The sequence below is a fragment of the Sagittula marina genome, assembly GCF_014196795.1.
Lineage (GTDB): Bacteria > Pseudomonadota > Alphaproteobacteria > Rhodobacterales > Rhodobacteraceae > Sagittula > Sagittula marina.
The window spans coordinates 320,709-338,300 of sequence record NZ_JACIEJ010000002.1; the positions used below are offsets into that span (position 1 = coordinate 320,709).

Here is a 17,592-nt window from a genome sequence, read left to right on the forward strand (position 1 = left end):
GTTCCCCGGTTCAAAAGTTGATGGCATTGCGCAGCGCGGATTTGCGGAACATCGCCTGCGGCAGATTGCGCTGACGATAGTTGTCGAAGTGCATGACGGTGACGTTCGACTTCACGATCGGGTCGATCAGCGCGATCTTGGTCACGCGTTCATGACCAGCGAAATTCCGGAAGGCCGCGTATTGCGCGATTTTCAGCAGCTTGCCCGAGCGGCTGAAATGGTAGCTCCGAAACGGCTTGTTGCTGCCCTCGGCCAACAGGAAATCGACCCGCGAATACATTGCGGAGCCGCGGCTCAGCTTGGCCACGATGCGTTTGTAGGTTTTGCCATTCACGGTTTCCGTGCCGTTGTACGCATAGCTGTACTTTTCCACGGGGATATTCAGAATGTCGCCGTTCGAGGCCTGCCCCATCAGCCGATCATCCGCCGAGACTCGAATTGTCCGCGACGATGTGGGAAGCACCATCCACATGCTGTTGCCTTCGGTCAGGATACGCCGTCCGGCAAACGTGGCGGGCGACTTGAACGCCACCAGCGTCGCGTCGGCGCTGCGATAATAGACCGTCGCCACCTGTGAACTGCCTTTGGGCGTGTTGTTCACATAGGCCGTGATCTGGGTGTCAAAGGTGAACGCCGCCTGATCGAACCCGCGATACAAGCCCATCTCCAGGATGTCGTCCTTTGCTCCGGCGAATGACATTGCAGGCAAAAGGGCAAACGCGGCGGCGGTCAGGATACGGCGAAAAGTCTGTTTGTTAAACATGGCGCAGGGCCTCCGTGATGGGGGTGTTCGCGGCCTTCGCCGCTGGGGAAAGGCTCGCGAAAAAGGCCACGAGCATTGCAAGACAGCCGACAATCGCCAGATTGGCAGGCGTCAGGATGAACCGCAGCGGATAGTCGACGGACGATCCGGGCGGGGTGGGCATGTTCAAGCCCGAATTGTTCAGAACGCTGGCCAGAACCATGACCAGGGCGATGCCAAGCACGGTGCCGACGAGCCCGAGGATCAGGCCTTCGAGGGTGAAGCGTCGGGTGATTTCCAGCTTTTGATCGCCGATTGCGCGGATCATGCCGATCTCATGGGTGCGTTCGACAACGCAGATCGCGATGGTGTTGCCGATGGCCAAAGCCACGAAGATCAGGATTGCGATCTTGATGCCGAGGAAGATGGTCGAGAAAAGATCCACCACCTCGCCATAGTATGGCTCCAGCGTGCGCCAATCCTGAATGGTCACGCCCGCTGGCAACGATGGTTTCAGATCTGCCACCGCGGCGTTCACCGCGTCGACGCTGCGGAACATTGCAACCACGCGGGTGATCGTTTCGGTGAACAGATAGGCCTGACCGGTCTCCAGCGTGACATACATCATGCGCGCATCTGCGGCGCGGTTGCCGGTGCTGAAGATACCGATGATCTCCAGGTCCAGGGCGTTGAGGTTGCCGTCGATGGTATTGCCAAGAATGGTCAACTCATCACCGACCCCCAGACCCAGAGCGTCTGACATGCCTTCGCCAATCAGGATGTGGCGGGAGTCGTCGGCAAAAAGCTCGCGGCCTTCGATGACGCGCAGCCCGGAACTGATGACCGCCTCCTGATCGGGTTCGATCCCGATGACCGTGCCGACCTGGCTGACCTCGCCATTGGTGGCCATTGCCGAGGCTTCGATGCGGCGCGCGGCGGCCGCGAAATCGGGATGCTCTTGCAGTGCGGCAAGGATGGCATCGGTCTGTTCGGTATCCAGCGTGATGTTCACCGATTGCAGGTTGCCGCGTTCCTCCAGATCGGTGGCAAAGATCTGGGCATGGCCCAAACCCGACTGGATCAACCCGTCGCGCATGCCCTGGAACATCGACGTGGCATAGCCGTCGATCAGCGCCACGACCACAACGCCGAAGATGATGTTGGCGATGACGAAAAGCGCGCGTCGCGGGCTTTCGAGCAGGCCGCGCCAGACGATGATCAGGTCCTGTCTCATGCAGCGTCCTCCAAGGCGGTCAGGGCCTCGGCAATTCGGGGTCCGGCGTGAAAGAGACAGGTCAGATGGGCGTGCGGCACCGTATCGAAGCGGATCAGCGCGTTGCCAGACTCCAGCACCAGCCGACGCAGCCCTTCGACCGGGAACAGCTCGTCGCCCTTGGCCGCAAGGACCACTGTCGGCAAGGGCAGCGCGGCCAGCTGACGGTCTATGTCGCGCGGGCTGAGGGCGGCGGACATCTCGGCGGTGTAGCCCGGCACCAGATTGCACCACCGCGCAGCCTCTGGCGGAAAGTTGAAATTCACGACGCGCGGCTCCGGACAGTCGTCCGACCGTTCCACCACCCCACGCCGCACGGAAAATTGCGGCAGGTTGAATTCGTCCAGATCGCGCCCGCTTTGCGCCCGCAACCGCGCGGTGGAGGCAAAATAAGGCGCAAGCGCAATGAAGCGTTGCACCGATTTCGCCAGTGGCGCGCCATGCTCCGTCACCCGGTTGAGGATCTGCGCCGCCCCGGCCGAATGGCCAAGCAGGGTAATGTCCGCATCGGGCCACAGGGCGCCCGCACGGGCGATCCACAGATCCAGATCGTCCCAGACACAGGCGCGATCCGGCGCATAGCCGCGCGGCCCCTGGGACATGCCGTGTCCGCGCACATCCGGCACCAGGACAACCGCGCCGCTATGGGTATGGATGTCTCTGGCCAGATCCAGATAGCCCACATTCATGTTGGCCCCGGCCCCGTGCAAAAGGATCACCACCCGGTCCGCCGCCGCCCGCGCCTGCGTCTCGAACACGCCGGCGAAGAGCGTCAGGCCATCTTGTGCCTCCAGTCGAATTCGGCGCTCCGGCAGGCACCGGCCCCGGCGCATCGCCTCCTGGACGTAAGAGTCAAACATGGTGCAATCCTTGGATAAATCGCGGAAAGAAAGGGGGGATCAGGCGGGGACGGACAGGCTGTGCATCTGTTCATCGAGCTCGCGCAGGGTCGTAAGCTCGTTGATGTCGATGTCTTCGTAGTTCGTCACGCCGGTGTAGATCTGCTGACAGATGATCACCATTTCGACGATGTTCATGCTGTCCACGCCAAGCATCGAGAGCGGCGCGTCGACGTCCAGGTCGGTCTTGCCCAGCAGCTTTTCCATCTGGGCGGTGAAGTCCTGCAATGTGGTCATGGTCTTGTCCTTTTCAGGGATGAGGAGAGTAAGCGATTACGCGTGCCACTTTGCCCGCCGCCCGGCCCACAGCGTCAGAGCGACGCCCGACACCAGCATCACGACCATGGCGGGGAATGCGTCGGTCAGATGTGTTTGCCCGGCAAACAGCGACCGCACCTGATTGACGAACAGGTAAAACGGCCCGTGCGAGATGATGGTGAACAGCGGTACGGGAAAGAGGATCGCCGGCAGGAACAGGTCCGACAGGAAGATCGCCGGTATATTGATGATATTGGCCAGGGCCTGCGCCGTTGCCGTCTTGGTAATGAATGTGGTCAGCACCAGGCTGACCCCGATCAGGGCCATCGCGCCGCACATCAGGTATGCCAGAACCAGCACCATTCGCGCCGCTCCGATCGTTGTCGCATCGGGCGCCAGCGCGCCGAACCCGGTCATGAAGGCCGTCAGGAACACCGCCAGGATCAGCATCCGCGACCCAACGAAGCCGATGTAGAACCCGAATTTGCCGAAGGGCATAAAACCCAGGATGCGCAGGTTCTGCTGGGCTCGCATGTCCACAAGCACCGCCGCAAAGCCAAACAGCGCGGTGGACAGAATGGTCATCACCGCAAGCCCGGTGATCAGATAGTCGGTATAGGTCAGGCCCATCCCCGACGGGCTCTCACCGCCGCCAAAAATCGTGTTGAGGATGAAAAACAGCGCGATTGGATAGACGAATGTCCAGAAAACCGCTGCTGGCGCGCTGAGATAGCTCAGCGTTTCCATCTTCAGAAATCGCAAGGGGACAGCGCCCGGGCGCAGGGTGGCGTCAGCCATTGTTCAGATCCTCCAGAATATCGGCGGCGCAGGTTTTCCAGCTTGAAAACCGCGTCAGGGGGTGGGTTTGCGCCAGGCTCAGCGCGGCATCGGTCAGTGCGGCCTCGCCAAAGGCGCGCAGGCGTCCGGGTCCGCGCTGCAGGACACATCCCTGCGGCAAGCTTGCGGCAATGGACGACAAAACCTCGGGCGCGGCTTCAAACAGCGCGGCGCGGCTTCCGAAGGTCTGCCGCACCACATCTTGCAAGGCCGCATGGGTCTCCACCCGCCCGCGCGCCAGGATCAGAACCTGGTCACAGGTTTCGACCACCTTGGCGGCGTGGCTGATGTAGAGCGCGGTAAATCCCGACACCTCCTGCGACAGTCTGTTCAGCAGCTCGACAAACGCCGCCTCGTATGCCGGATCGAGGTTCGAGGTCGGTTCGTCGAAAACCGCGAATTCGGGATGATGCGCCAAGGCCAGTGCCAGCTGCACGCGCTGCTTTTGCCCCGAAGACAACGCGCCGAAACGCCGCCTGGAGATTTCGGGAATGCCCATGAGTTCGAGTATGACGGGATCGACGAAAGGCCGGCAGGCCGCATTGACCGCAAAGATATCGCGCACCCGGTAGACCGGATTGAACCCGGTGTCCTGCAATTGCACGCCCAGCGCCTGCCGCCCGGCGACATCGAACAGCCCCCGCGCAGCGCCTTGCAGGGCAATGGTTCCGCTGTCGGCAGTCAGGTCGCCCAGCAACAGCTTCAACAAGGTGGTCTTCCCCGAGCCGTTCCCGCCGACGAGGGCCGTCTTGCCCCCTGCCAGGAGCGCCAGATGCGGGATCACGAGATCGAAACCGTCGCCCGCGCGGTAACTCACGTCCTCGCAGGTGATCCAGCTTTGGTCACGAGACGCCCTGCCGGTATCGACCTCGGCGGCTTCGATGTCGGGTTGCGCAATCGCTATGTTCATTGGTCTGCTCCCTTGCTGGAGAAATAGAGGATCGCCTCGCGCACAAGGGTGCTGTGCGACTGGCGTGGTACGGATTTCAAAAGCTCGGTGTTTCGTCGGATCGTGGCATCGGAAAACGGCAACTGGCCGGTGCTGCCGAACCGCAGGGCACCGTTGAGGTCACGCAGCGGAAAGATGTCGCCGCGCGCCGCCTCGTTGGCCGGAAACGGAATGTCGAGCCGCCCGGCATGAAACGCCGCGATGGCCGCCTGCGCGATATCGGGTGCGCCGACGATGGGATCGAGAAGCTCATGGGTCTCCCGCAGGATCGCCGCACGTTCCTCGTCGATGGGGGCGCGATCAATCGGCAACGACACAGCGCGCCCCGACACGGCCGCGCGCGACAATGCCAGGCTGTCCAGAATGGCAGCCGTATCGGGAATACCCCTGGCCTCCTGATGGGTCTTGCAGACGATCTTTTGCGCGCCCCCCAAATGCCCGGTCAGCGCACCGGCAAAGATCAGGGCATCGGCGCGGGGGCGATCCTCGGGGAAGACGCCCATGAACTGATGCAAAACGGCATAGACCGAACAATCGGCGGGCAGATAGCGCCGCGCCAGATAGGGGATCGCCTCCAAGGCCGCGATATCCTGCACCATGTTGCCGCCTTGCGGGATGGCGATGGAGATCGCTTTCACCCCCTTTTGCGCGGCACAGATCGCTTCGACAAAGGTACAGGCCAGCGCAATCGAAGGCTGCACGGCAACCGCCGTCAAGGAGCCAAAGAACTCCCGTTCGACCACATGGCCCTGGTGGGTCAGAATGCCTGCAAGCTCGTCGACCTCGGCCCAGCTGGCAAAGCTGTCTTCGAGGCTCACATCAGCGCAATAGGGAAGATTGTAGCCGATGGGGCCGCCCTCGAAACTGGTGATCCCGCCAGCCACGGACTCTGCCATCAACCGCCGCCCATCGGGGGATCCATGACGGATCTGCAAGGGGTGCTTGCAAAGATCGTTCAACTGTCGCAGCGCCTGATAGCCGTGGCTGATAACGGGAAAACCGTTCAATCGCCCGGGGAAGTGCTCCAGGCATTTGCCAGCCACATCGAAGCGTCCCAGCCGGGTATGACTGTCGACGGTGATCGGCAGGATATCGGCTTCGCCGACGGCCTCGATATCCGTCAAGAGACCGAGCATCGCATCGAAGGCGCCGACGCCGCCACGCGGCTGCAACAACACCCTGCCCTCGCGTTTGGCGGCCGCCATCATCTCGGCCACGCTCGGCTTGGCCGAACTTGACAGGGTGGCGATCAGCTCTCCGAACGAGGGCAGCGTGTCAGCCAATCTCAGGCATGGGTATGGCAAGGCGTGTCCCTCTCGATGCCATCCAACACGCGCATCAGCGCGTCGAAGTCGGTGCAGATATGGGTGATGCCGTGTCCGTGAAGCGTGTCTTCCAATGCCTTGGAGAAATGCACCCAGGCCCGTCCGCCCAGGATCACCGGCACCCGCGCCTGTCCTTGCGCGAGCGCGTCGCTCAACCCTTCGAGATCTTCGCAGGCGGCGCCGTTGTTGTTGGAAATCACGATGGCGCGGATGTCGGCCTGCGCACCAGCCGCCGCGACGAAGGCCTCTGGCGTGTTCGAACACCGCAGGTTCACCACGCGATAGCCGTTCTCCTCCAGCAACAGTTTGACAAGGAACAGCGGCACGACATGCGGGTCACTGCTGGTGGACCCCAGTACGATTGTTCCCTTGGTGTTCGGTGCAGGCTGCATGTGCATCGTCAGAATCCCCAAACCAGTTTCATTTCGACCTCGGCAGATCGGCGCACGAACTCGCTGTCCCGCGATCCGCTGCCACCGCTCATCGACACCGAAAAGCGACCCGCCGTGCCAATGGGTCGGCTGGCCTCGGCAAACCCGAAGGCGCTGCCGTCATCCAGTCCGCCCACCGCGCCCGCTGTCGCCGACCATTGGCCGATCTCTTCCAGAGAGCTGAGCGCAAAGGTCACGTAGTTTCGGCGCAGGTATTGGTCGGCATGGGCCTCCTGCGCGTCGCCCAGAAAATCCGCGTACCGGAAATTGCCGACCCGCAGGCCGGCCAGAACCGCATCTTCGGCCGACCTGAAGTCGCGCCATTCCGCGTCGGAATAGCCGTGCCCGTTGTACAAATATGCCGCCTCGGCCTGCCATTTCGACGACACCGGAACCCGTGCGGCCAGCACCGTCTGATACGTCGGTGTGTCAGCCCCGGTGGCACGCAGCTCGCCGCCGCCGGGGCGCAGATCGGTCATCGGCAAGCGCCGCCGGTCGGAGACGGTCCCTTCGAAAGACAAAATCGCCACCCCGACCGGCGCGTTGATGCCGAAACCGAATTCCGTGTCCGCATCATCGCGATGGATCACTTGTGCCGAGAGGTTGGCTTCGCCCCGTTGGGTTTCGTAGCGCAGGGCATAGAGCCAGGGATCATCTTCCGCGTGGGTCAGATCGTGCCCCTGTGACATGGCGATCAGGCTCAGGTGATGTGCTCCGACGTCAAAGCCCAACCGGGCAAAGGGATAGGCGTAATCCTCCCGCGTGTCGTCGGTGTCGATCCGCGCGGCCTCTCGTGGTGACAGGTCCAGTACATGCGCCAATTCGGTAAAGCTGTGGGCAAAGTACTCCTTGCCCAGAGAGGCCCGCAGGCGGCTGCCCTGCGGCGCAAAGGACAGGACGGCACGTTGCAGGAGAAGATCGGTCTCGCCCTCTTCGAAATGTGCGACGCCCCGACCGAGGAAATCGAACCCGGCGCCCATCTGCGTGTCGATATCCACGGCGAGGCTGGCAAAGCTCAACGCGCCTGCATCGTCGACCAGGCTGTCGAGAGGCCCGCCCATGGTTTCGCGGCGCAGGCCAAGGCCAAATTCAAACCGGACCGGGCGTGTGTCGGTGACGTCGCTCCAATTCGTGTCGTCGCCGGTGCCTTCGGGAATGGCCTGCAAGTCCAGCGGGATGTCCACGTTGTCCTGCGCCAGGGTCGGGCTGGCACAGCCCAGCAGGACCGCACCCTGCAAGACCGTGCCAAGCAAGCGCTTATGCAGCCGGGCGCGCATCACGCGGCCTGCGTCTTGGCCAGTTGCGTGGCCACGACGTCTTGCATTTCGCCCGCGATGGCGCGCAGCGAGGCGGCAGACTGGGGCAGACGGCGCCGCAGGAAATGGCGCGCGATGTCGACCTTGTCGGCATAAAAAGCCGCGTCGGCGTCGCCGGATGCCAGGGCTTTCAGGGCAATCTCGGCCGCCTCCAGCAGATGCCAGGCAATCACGATGTCCCCCAGCGCCGCCTGCAATTCGACCGCGAATTGCGGCACGTCATTCATGCGTTGATACCGCACGCAGTCGCGGGCCGCGGCGGTGGCATCGCCCAGCGCGGCAAGCGCGTCGCGCAGGTTGTGCACGTCCTTGTCCAAAGCACCGGTCGCCTCTGCCCTGGCAAGAGTGTCTTCGATCGCGGCGCGCAGCGTGTTCAGCCGTTTTGGCTGCACGCACATGCCCAGCTTGTCACGGAACAAAAACAGCGCCTGAATGTGGTTGGTGCCTTCCCAGATCGACAGCACCTTGCAATCCCGCGCATTCTGTTGCGCCGGGTAATCGCGCGTGAAGCCGACGCCGCCGTGGGTCTGGATCGCCGTCTCGCAAACCACCCAGGCCTTGTCCGAGGTGTAGGCCTTGACGATGGGCAGGAGAACTTCGGAGATGTCATCGGCCGCGCGTCGCAGATCCTCGGGCTGGCTGGGGTCATCTTCGAAGGATTGATACAGCCCCAGTCGCGCAATCATCGCCCGGCAGCCAGAGGTGTAGGCAGCCATGTCCAGCCGCATCCGACGCACATCGGGATGTTCGGCAATGGGCAGGCTGGGCGCGCGGGCACTCATCGCCCGATCGAACCGCTTGCCCTGCACCCGTTGCTGCGAATAGGCGACCGAGGTTTCATGCGCCGAACTGGCCAGCCCCAGGGCAAAGATGCCGGTCGAAATCCGGGCCGGTTTCATCATCATCATCAACTGCTGAAGCCCGGTCCCCTCCATGCGACCCAGCAGGAACGCCTGGGTTTCGACGCCGTCTTCGCCAAACAGCAGATGCGTGTTTGCACAGCCCTTGAAGCCCATCTTGGTCACGACTTCGTTCACGCGGATGCCATTGTCGATGCGGTGCGCGCCGGCCTCGTCGATGCGGTAGCGCGGAACGAGGAAGCACGACAGACCGGCCATGCCCGTCTGCTTCGGGTCGGTGCGCGCCAGAACGAAATAATAGATATTGTCCGTCATTTCGTGGCTGCCTGCCGAAATCAGCCATTTGTGACCGGTCAGCAGATAGCGCCCGTCGTCCTGTTTGGTGGCAAGGGCCGAAAGCTTGCTCAGGTCCGAGCCAGCCCCTTTTTCGGTAATGCACAGGCAGGCGGTTGCGCGCATGTCCTGCAAGGCCGGCCCGTAGGTGGCGTTCAGGTCATCGGACCCATGTGCGCGCAGCAGTGATTTGGCCGGTTGGGAAAAGCCGACATAGGTCATGAAGGATGCATTGCCCGCCATGAACATCTCGATGATGAGGTTCTGAACGATGGGCGGCATGGCGGTGCCTTGCGCCGCGCCGTCCTGCCACTGGGTCCACATCTCGGAAAACCCCTGGTAGAGGCCGGGATAGCTGTCGGGCAGCACAACTTTGCCATCCGCCAGATAGGCTTCCTGTTCGTCCGTTTCCTTGTAGCTTTGCGCCAGCGGTCCCTCGGCCCATGCCCGGGCATTCGCCATGTTGGTCTGGATGATGTCGCGCTGCTCGGCGCTGTCGAGGCCCAGCGTTTCGTGGATGCGGAACTGTTCCCACAACAGAAAGTCCATGTCCCTCGCCGGGGCGGCATACGTCAATTTGTGCATAGGAAAGTCTCTCCGTTGATGCGCCACTCGAAATAGAAATTCTCGCGGCCGAAAAAGCTGCGGTTCATGTACCAAAGCTCGGCCGGGAGATCGGGACCGGCCCCTTCGGCAATCACCATGGCCTCCAGCGCAGGGCGCGCTTCGCTGATCGGTTCGGGCTGCGGCGCATGGACAGGCGACACCGCGAAAATCCCGATGCGTCCCCCCGCCCCAAGGCAGGTCACGATAAGCGGGCGGCCCGTGTCTTCGGCCATCTGGTGCTGCAAATCCAGCAACGGACGCACGGTCATGAAATGCCGTTCATCGCATTCGACCGTTTGCAGAAATTCTCGGCGTGCGGTGGGCCCAAGCTCGGCCAGCACCGCCTGCATCAGCCTGCGCGCATAGCCCGACACGTTCTCGAAGGTGACGACACGGGCATCGGGGCACATCGCCTCCAATGCGTCCAGCCGCGCCACAAAGCTGCGCGCCAATTTGGATGTTCCGGAAAAACAGCTGGGCCGGGACAGGATCTCGCAATGATCGACCCGTGCCAGCGCACCCTCTGGTGTCTTTTGCAGGTCCAGAACATGCGCCGCATCCTGCGCGACAAACCCGTCGCCACCGGCCCCAAGCCTGGCCGAGTCCAGCGTGTGCTGGACGTAATCGCTGGGCGTTTCCAGGGCCAGGATCCGCGCCGAGTGCGCCGGGCTGTCAGCAAAGCGCATGACCGCCGCGAACAGCCCCGCGCAGCCGATCGACACAAGCGGAATGTCACCGCCATAGCCAATCGGTGCGCAATCGCGGATCACCTGCCGGGCGCGCTCTGTCTGCACGATGCCGATCTCGGCCGAGGAGGTGACGATATAGTCCTCGATCCCCGGGACGGGCGCCATCGGGCCGGAATACGGCGTGATCGCAGTGATATAGCAGCCAGAGCGCATCATGCCGCCGCCTTTGCCGCGGGGGCAATTCCCAGACCGCGCAGCCGGGTGGCCAGCCGCTGCATCGCCTCCGTGCCGTCCTCGGGCGCGTTCCACCACAGCAGCGACAGTCCGTTGTCGGCCGCCTCGACGGTGTGGCGGACAAAGCGCTCCCGGATCACCAGAACCTGAACGCCGGTTTTGGCAAGGCGGACCGCCTCGTCCTCCGGATCGTTGAGAAACAGCACATTGGTGCCAAAGAAGTCCGCAGGGAGCCGCACGACCGACGGCATCCGGGAATTTATCAGGATCTCGTCAATCTCGGGGCCACATCCGGCGCGCACTTCGCCCAGAATGGCCGCCAACAAGGCATAGTGATCGGGGTAGGTCACAAAGGCCCGCGCTGTTCGCGCGCGGCCCATCAGTCTGTAACTGTCGAAATCGAGGGCGTCGTAGAAAGGCGGGACATAGCTTTGGGCACGGGTCGGTTTGCCCGCATTCCACGCCCGGCACAGCTGACCTTCAAATGTCACAGGCGACCGCGTCATGCTGCGTCCTCCCGCTCGGCGGCATCTAACGGCGCACGAAACCCGGACAGGATCGCCTGATCCAGCACGACATCCGACAGCGCCCAATACCCGCGCAATGATGCCGACGTGGCGCAATGGACAGAGCCCGGCACGATGTCACCCCGGTCGATCTCGTCGATGAAGCTGATCCAGGTGTCGGAGCCAAAACAATGGCCCCACGCGCCATGCAGGTCGCGCATCATCCGGTCTTTCGGCAGGAAATGGCTGTAAATTCCCGCCATCTCGGGCGGCAGGAACGGCACGTTTGCCCGCCCGCCCTCCGAGGTGCTCAACCATTTGCGCAGATCGGCGCAATACTCGCCCATGCCCTGCACGGATTTGGCCACATTGACCGACAGGGCCACCTGGTCTGCGGGTGGCAGGGTCAACAGCACTGTCGAAACCCCGAAGCCGGACGGTCCCCAGTTGTCGTTCTTGCGCCAGAAACTGATGTCCAGCACGTTGAGATCCGCGACCACGATCAGAACACGCCCCCCCTGCGGCAAGCGGCGTCGGGCATAATCCAGCGCAAAACCCCAGCCCGCGCACTCATACGACGCCGTAAACCCGCGCGGCACCAAGGGCGTGTGCCGGGCGATGGCCGCAGCAATCAGTGGCCAGCTCAGGTAGCCGGACACAAAGGGCATATCCATGATCGTGCTGACCGCCATGACGAAATCCACTTGCGGGCTGTCATGCGCGGTCATGGTCTGCGCGATCTCGGCACCGATCAGGTCGCCCACGATGCGACTCGCATTCTCGCCGCTGTCGCGTTCGGCCACCGGCAAATGCGGCACCGGGCGATAGTGGATGCCCTCAAGCCGCAACATCACGGAACCTCTTGTTGCGCTGGTAGATTTCAAAGAAACAGCGGTAGGAGCTGCCCTCCATCTTGGACAGCGAGATCAGGTCGCGCGCGTCGTTCTGGCCGGGCACCAGACCGTTCACCACCAGATGCAGCCAGGTTTCGTTGGCGATCCATTTCAGGGCCATCGCCTGATCTTCGGAATGCTTGTCGAAATGCGGTTTGGCGGATTGGTTGCGCGCTGCCTCGGACAGGTACGCGACCGCCGCCGATGCAACCGCGTCCAGTCGCAGACGACCGCGATCCTCAAGCCAGCGCACATGCGCGACCAGCGCCTGTATCAGGAACGGCCGCGCCAGTGACAAAAACACCTTGGAAGAAATCGGACCGCCGCTGCGCAGCACCCAGTCGGGGTCAGCCTGGTCCACCGCCATTTTTACATCGCCGAGCGGCAAATGCCCGTCAAAGAACGCAGGACCCGACAGGCAGGTTTCAGCGGTGGCATAGACCCCGGGTGGAACCAGAACCGGCGCCATCACCATGGATTTGCCCTGGCGCACGATAATGATGCCAAAGTCCGATCGGTTGGCATTCATCGACCAGACCTTGTCGACCGTCAGGCGCGGTGGCGTGTCGGTGCTGATCTCTGACAGCCACTGGGTGGCCAGCGGGCCGCCCCGGTCGGTCATCGCGAAACAGGCGGTCAACCCCGCATCGACCCATTCTTGCACCCTCGCTTTCTGCGTCTCGGTTCCCGACAGGTCGATCATCACCGACCCCAAAAGGCCAAAGAAGCGCGCGCTGTGCGGCCCGAAACCGGTCTCGCGCACCTCGTCGATCAGCGCCCGGATGGCGTGCAGCACATCGGGTTGCGGCAGTGGGGTTTTCACGCGGCTTTCGCCGACATCGCGGAAGGGGTGGAAATCCTCTTCGACCACCATTGCGCTATCGGTCAGTCGCGCCGCAGAGGCCGCCAGCAATTGGCGCACCGCGTCAGGGGCCTCGGTGTGGCGGCCGAGGGCCGCCAGCGCGGGTCCGGCCAGGCAGTCGCCAATCGGGTTCGTGACATCAAACGACATAGGTGTCGGCCCCTCCAAGCTGCAGAAAATTGTTCATCGAATAGGTGCGCGTGTAGGCCCCGCAATTGTCGAAGATCAGGACATCCCCTGCCTCGACAGCGCCTGCGACCTTGCCGATCACGTCGTCGCGGCTGCATGTGGATCCGCAGATGATGGTGCTGGCACCGTCCGGCAGCGGTGCGACATCGCGGTTCAGCACGCGCGGTACACGATACCTGCGCATCATGTTTTCCGTCTGCGCCAGCAAAAACGCCTGTGCCATGCCGCCGTCGCAAATGGCGTAGGGTTGACCCATGACGGTCTTGACCTGTTGCACCCGCACGGCGAAGACACCGCAATCGGCAAAGATCGCGCGCCCGAATTCGTGGATCAGGCGGCAGCGCCCCGGCAGCTCGGTCAGCAACGCGCGGTAGCTGTCGAAATCATGCCCCAGTTCGGGCCAGTTTTCCTCCAGACCGCCACCGAGATTCAGCACCTCAAGGTCATGGCCAAGGGCGTCCTCGATCTCGCGCACGGCATGCGTCATGGCAGCAACGACAAAGCGCGCGGCCTTGCGGAAGGTGTGCGGCCCCGCGTAAAGATGCAGGCCGTTGATTTTCAGGCCCAAACCCCGCGCCTTTTCGATGGCGGCGCGTGCCTGATCCAGATCCATGCCGAACTGATCGTCGCGCAGCGTTGGCGCATCCGGACAGATCTTGGCGATGATCTTGTTCGACAGGCGCAGGGTGACCGGATTGATCTCCCGCTTACCCTTTAGCCGCGCAATCATGTCCAGATGTTCGGGCGTATCGACAATGAACGTCGCGCCTGCGCTGATCCCGGCGCGAACCAGCGGATCATTCAAGGCGGGCGTATTGATAAAGACATTCGGCCCGGTCTTGCCGGCAATCATATGCAGTTCGCCGCGCGACGCGATCTCGATCCCGTCGTAATTGTCGGGCTCCAGCCGAAGCAGCAGATCCAACTGATTGGAGGCCTTGAACGAGATGATAACATCCGTTCCAAGCGCCGCCTTCAGGGCGGTGATCCGCGCGTTCACCGCATCGGCGTTGTAGACAAAGGCAGGGGTCTGGATGTCGGCGGGCGTCAACGCCGCCGCCCAATCCGTAGCGGCCTGTCTGGTTTGATCCAACATCAGTTCAAGTCCTTTGCGATGGTGTGAAGCGCGTTGAGGTCGATCTTGCCCACCGGGCTGGGCGGCCATTCGGGCAGGAAATGCACGAACCTGGGCTGCAACGTCACGGGCAACGCGTGGAGCACCGCAGCACGGACCCCGTCGGGATCGGCCGCCGTCTCGGGCACGATGAAAAGCACGGCGGATTCATCGCCATCGGGCTCGGTCCGGCCAATCATCACCGCGGAGCGAACCTGAGGATGCGCCTCGGCCACGGCTTCGATGTCGCGGGGATACAGGCAATAGCCGCGCTGTTTGACCAGCGCCTTGGAGCGGCCGCGGAAATACAGGCACCCGTCTGCGTCGCGCACGAAGAGATCGCCCGTCGCCAGCCAAACATCGTCGCGGTAACGCCCCTCGACGATCCGGGCCCCTGCCCCGGCATCCGCCGCGTGATAGCCTTGCATCACCGACGATCCGCGCAGGTACAATTCGCCTTCCTGGCCGTCTTCGGCCTCAAGCAGCGCGCCGTCTGCTGCGGTCACGACCACCCGCGCATCCAGCCCGGGCATCGGCCCGCCGACCGATCCTTCGTGGCTGTCGACCAGTTCTGCGGGCAAAAACAGCGCGCGCTTGGTTTCGGTCAGCCCGTACATCGGAACGACCGCGACGCCCGGAAAGGCCCGCCGCAGGCTCTGCACCGTTGCGGGGGCCAGATGCCCGCCAGTGTTGCACACCAGCCTGACGCCGCTCAATTGCTGCGAAAAGGTGTTGAGGATCCGCGTCAGACCGGAGGCCAGAGCAGGCACCACGGGGATGATCGTCGGCTGATAGGTCTTGATCAGTTCAAGAATGGTGATCGGGTTGCGGATCCCGGTGCCCAGCACCAGTCCCGACCGCGAAAAGAGCGTGAACAAGACCTGGTAAACTCCGTAGTCCAGAAACATCGGCGGAATGCACAGCACCCGGTCACGGGCCGACATATCAAGATAGGCCGCAATCGACCGCAAAGCCGTCATGATGTTGGTATTCGACAACATCACGCCCTTGGGCCGCCCGGAACTGCCCGAGGTAAAGATGACCATTCCCAGGTCGTCGCCTGTGGCGTAGCCATGGCGCTGCCATTCGGTGCCGTGTCGCGCGCTGGTGTCCAATGGCATGATGCGGCCGTCGGTCTCGATCAGCGCGCGTGCATGAATTTCGCGGCCAATCAAAGTTACGACCTCGGCGCTGGCGGCCGGGTCCACCGGGCAGACCGTTGCTCCGCGCAGCCAGACCGCCAGAATCGCGGCGACGCCCTGCAGCGTGTTCTCTGCCTTGACCAGAACCACATCGCCGGGCCCGATGTCATCCGTGCTCAGCGCCTTACACAGATCGCGGACCGCTTGGGGGGCCAGGGCGGCACCCTTTGCATCCACGATCAGGCCAGTCGCCGCATCACTCAAGAATGCCTCAACCAAGTGTTGCGGTGTATGGGCCCAGAGGCGCGGGTCCGTGCCGGGGGCGACCGCTCCGTTCAGATTGCCATCCTTCATGTGCCGCACGTCATGCTGATCAAACATTGCGCCAACCTTTCGCATTCAAAGAGGAAAGAAGATGAATTTGCGGCACGCTCAGCGCGATCCGCTGCATCGCCAGTGAGGGCGCAGCCGACCGCCTGACCTGCAAGCCGAAATGCCCCGGCGACAACCGCACCAATGGCTTGAAAAGAGAGGCTTTTGCGCCGTGAAACCCCAGCCGCATGGCCAGTGCAAAGACGTTGTCGGAGACCGGGTCATCGCCGCGCAGGGTCAATGGGGCGATCGCCTTGGGGCATTGCGTGTCGGGCACCTGAGCCGCGATCCGCACCTGTTTTTTGGGTCCCAGCGCCGCGCCGAGCGCGGCTTCGGCCACGGGTGCGAAGAACGCTGAATAAATGGCGTTGTCGATCTGTCCGGGATCCAGCCGCGCGGACAAACCCAGCAGCTGGCGGCGATGCTCCCGCAGCATCAGCGCACGGCTTGCCACCGCAGCGGCGCCACGGCGCGTCAAGTGTCTGCGCCCTCGGCCAGCCGTGTCAGGCAGCGGCAAGTGCAGCACGTGTGATCCGGTGGCGGCGCGCAAGGCCACCATCGCCCCCAGCAGACGCGCATCCGCAACCGGAGTGGTCAGCGACACCGCCACCTCCCGCAAGCGGGGCGATACCTGGTGGAATCCGGGACCGTCGGTGTTGGTCGCGACGCACCACCACGTTGCATCGGGCAGCGGGTCACGCGCCGCGCCGGGGGTGCTCAGACCGACCAGGCCATAGGTCAAGAGATCTGCCAGTGCCGATGGCAGATCGACACCAAGTGGTTCTGTGGCTTTGGAAAAGGTGGGCTGGGCGCTCATGCCACCTGCTCCCCCGCCCGGTCGGGGCATAGCCCCTGCACCCAGTCCAGAAACAGCGGAACCGCCATCAGAGTTGCCGTGAAATGATCGCCGCGCGGCAGGCTTTCGTGCCGCAGTGGCACATCCGCAGGCAGCGTCCATGGCAGCAACGTGGCAATCGCCTCGCCGTTGACGTAGGCATCCTGCTCGGATGTGGCCACAAACACTGGGCACCGCAGACGGGCGAGCTTGGCCTCCAGGTTGCGGGCAATGATATTGGTGGCGGCGCGCGCGGTGTACCGATAAGGGGCTTGCCCGGGTTTGGTTGCGCCAAAGCTCAGAACCCGCATCCAGCGATCCAGCCTGGCGGCGCGGGCAAACACAAATCGCGCAAAGTCGAACCTGTAGGCGAATTTGGTTTGCGCATCCGGGATTTGCCGTTCGGGCCGGAACCGCAGAAAACTACGCGACACCGCGCTATAGTCGGTTTGCGGTCGCGCCGTGCGGGTCAAACCGCTGTCCCCGGCCAGCGTCGGCGCCACCATGGCCAGTCCGGCCACATGCGGTGCATTCGGTGCTGACAACAGGTCGATCGCCGCAACCGCCGAGCCGGAATGCGCAAAGACAAACAGCGGCACGTCGTCAGGCACCGCCGCGATCACCTCGCCCAGATCGTCGCTGTAGACGCCCGGCCCCGCAGCATCGCCCACGGGTCCACCGCTTTGACCATGGCCGCGAAAATCCATCAGCAGAACCTCGATCCCGCGTCCGGCCAGAAGCCCCCCCAGCGTCAGGTAATACTCTGCATTCAGCCCCGATCCATGCAAGACCAGCACCCGCGCGCGGGCAACGCCCCGCGCCGCATAGCTGCGAAAGGCCAAGGGCGTGCCGTCGCGCAGGACCAACTGCGCTGGAAGCGGCCCCTTGGCCTGTGCAGGCCCGTATGTGATCGTGGCAGTCGGCATC

General features: G+C 63.2%; 18 protein-coding genes. All 18 read right to left on the bottom strand.

Annotation, left to right across the window (positions count from 1 at the left end):
* Positions 1-10: 10 nt before the first annotated feature.
* Genes GGQ68_RS04945 through GGQ68_RS05030 form a run of 18 tightly spaced genes read right to left on the bottom strand, consistent with a single transcriptional unit; the run spans position 11 to position 17,591 of the window.
* Positions 11-763, bottom strand: coding sequence for an outer membrane lipoprotein-sorting protein (locus GGQ68_RS04945; RefSeq protein ID WP_183963511.1), 753 nt, complete (start codon positions 761-763; stop codon positions 11-13).
* Positions 756-1,976: an ABC transporter permease gene (locus GGQ68_RS04950; protein WP_183963513.1), complete on the bottom strand. Its 1,221-nt coding sequence runs from the start codon at positions 1,974-1,976 to the stop codon at positions 756-758. The genes GGQ68_RS04945 and GGQ68_RS04950 overlap by 8 nt, the downstream gene beginning before the upstream one ends.
* Complete coding sequence (locus tag GGQ68_RS04955; RefSeq protein ID WP_183963515.1) at positions 1,973-2,875, bottom strand: alpha/beta fold hydrolase; 903 nt, start codon at positions 2,873-2,875, stop codon at positions 1,973-1,975. The genes GGQ68_RS04950 and GGQ68_RS04955 overlap by 4 nt, the downstream gene beginning before the upstream one ends.
* 39 nt (positions 2,876-2,914) lie before the next feature.
* Positions 2,915-3,151 carry a phosphopantetheine-binding protein gene (locus GGQ68_RS04960; protein WP_183963518.1) on the bottom strand — a complete coding sequence of 79 codons (237 nt, stop codon included), beginning with the start codon at positions 3,149-3,151 and terminating at the stop codon, positions 2,915-2,917.
* 36 nt (positions 3,152-3,187) lie between these two features.
* Positions 3,188-3,970: an ABC transporter permease gene (locus GGQ68_RS04965; protein ID WP_183963519.1), complete on the bottom strand. Its 783-nt coding sequence runs from the start codon at positions 3,968-3,970 to the stop codon at positions 3,188-3,190.
* Complete coding sequence (locus tag GGQ68_RS04970; protein WP_183963528.1) at positions 3,963-4,919, bottom strand: ATP-binding cassette domain-containing protein; 957 nt, start codon at positions 4,917-4,919, stop codon at positions 3,963-3,965. Before GGQ68_RS04970 ends, GGQ68_RS04965 begins: the two co-directional genes overlap by 8 nt.
* Positions 4,916-6,262, bottom strand: a complete 1,347-nt coding sequence (locus tag GGQ68_RS04975; RefSeq protein ID WP_183963530.1) for a methylaspartate mutase — start codon at positions 6,260-6,262, stop codon at positions 4,916-4,918. The genes GGQ68_RS04970 and GGQ68_RS04975 overlap by 4 nt, the downstream gene beginning before the upstream one ends.
* A complete protein-coding gene (locus GGQ68_RS04980; protein WP_183963532.1) occupies positions 6,244-6,675 on the bottom strand; it encodes a cobalamin-dependent protein in 432 nt (143 codons plus the stop codon). The genes GGQ68_RS04975 and GGQ68_RS04980 overlap by 19 nt, the downstream gene beginning before the upstream one ends.
* 8 nt (positions 6,676-6,683) lie before the next feature.
* Positions 6,684-7,991, bottom strand: coding sequence for a hypothetical protein (locus tag GGQ68_RS04985; protein ID WP_183963534.1), 1,308 nt, complete (start codon positions 7,989-7,991; stop codon positions 6,684-6,686).
* Positions 7,991-9,808 (bottom strand): acyl-CoA dehydrogenase, encoded by a 1,818-nt coding sequence (locus GGQ68_RS04990; RefSeq protein ID WP_183963536.1) that lies wholly within the window; start codon positions 9,806-9,808, stop codon positions 7,991-7,993. The genes GGQ68_RS04985 and GGQ68_RS04990 overlap by 1 nt, the downstream gene beginning before the upstream one ends.
* On the bottom strand, positions 9,796-10,734 hold the full coding sequence (locus tag GGQ68_RS04995; RefSeq protein ID WP_183963538.1) for a hypothetical protein: 939 nt from the start codon (positions 10,732-10,734) through the stop codon (positions 9,796-9,798). The genes GGQ68_RS04990 and GGQ68_RS04995 overlap by 13 nt, the downstream gene beginning before the upstream one ends.
* Positions 10,731-11,258, bottom strand: coding sequence for a hypothetical protein (locus GGQ68_RS05000; protein ID WP_183963540.1), 528 nt, complete (start codon positions 11,256-11,258; stop codon positions 10,731-10,733). Before GGQ68_RS05000 ends, GGQ68_RS04995 begins: the two co-directional genes overlap by 4 nt.
* Positions 11,255-12,109, bottom strand: a complete 855-nt coding sequence (locus GGQ68_RS05005; RefSeq protein ID WP_183963542.1) for a hypothetical protein — start codon at positions 12,107-12,109, stop codon at positions 11,255-11,257. Before GGQ68_RS05005 ends, GGQ68_RS05000 begins: the two co-directional genes overlap by 4 nt.
* Positions 12,096-13,163 carry a hypothetical protein gene (locus tag GGQ68_RS05010; protein WP_183963544.1) on the bottom strand — a complete coding sequence of 356 codons (1,068 nt, stop codon included), beginning with the start codon at positions 13,161-13,163 and terminating at the stop codon, positions 12,096-12,098. The genes GGQ68_RS05005 and GGQ68_RS05010 overlap by 14 nt, the downstream gene beginning before the upstream one ends.
* Positions 13,153-14,298, bottom strand: a complete 1,146-nt coding sequence (locus GGQ68_RS05015) for a type III PLP-dependent enzyme domain-containing protein (protein ID WP_183963546.1) — start codon at positions 14,296-14,298, stop codon at positions 13,153-13,155. The genes GGQ68_RS05010 and GGQ68_RS05015 overlap by 11 nt, the downstream gene beginning before the upstream one ends.
* Positions 14,298-15,839, bottom strand: a complete 1,542-nt coding sequence (locus tag GGQ68_RS05020; RefSeq protein WP_183963548.1) for a class I adenylate-forming enzyme family protein — start codon at positions 15,837-15,839, stop codon at positions 14,298-14,300. Before GGQ68_RS05020 ends, GGQ68_RS05015 begins: the two co-directional genes overlap by 1 nt.
* Positions 15,832-16,647, bottom strand: a complete 816-nt coding sequence (locus tag GGQ68_RS05025; protein WP_183963550.1) for a hypothetical protein — start codon at positions 16,645-16,647, stop codon at positions 15,832-15,834. Before GGQ68_RS05025 ends, GGQ68_RS05020 begins: the two co-directional genes overlap by 8 nt.
* Positions 16,644-17,591, bottom strand: coding sequence for an alpha/beta hydrolase (locus tag GGQ68_RS05030; protein ID WP_183963552.1), 948 nt, complete (start codon positions 17,589-17,591; stop codon positions 16,644-16,646). The genes GGQ68_RS05025 and GGQ68_RS05030 overlap by 4 nt, the downstream gene beginning before the upstream one ends.
* Position 17,592: the final 1 nt, after the last annotated feature.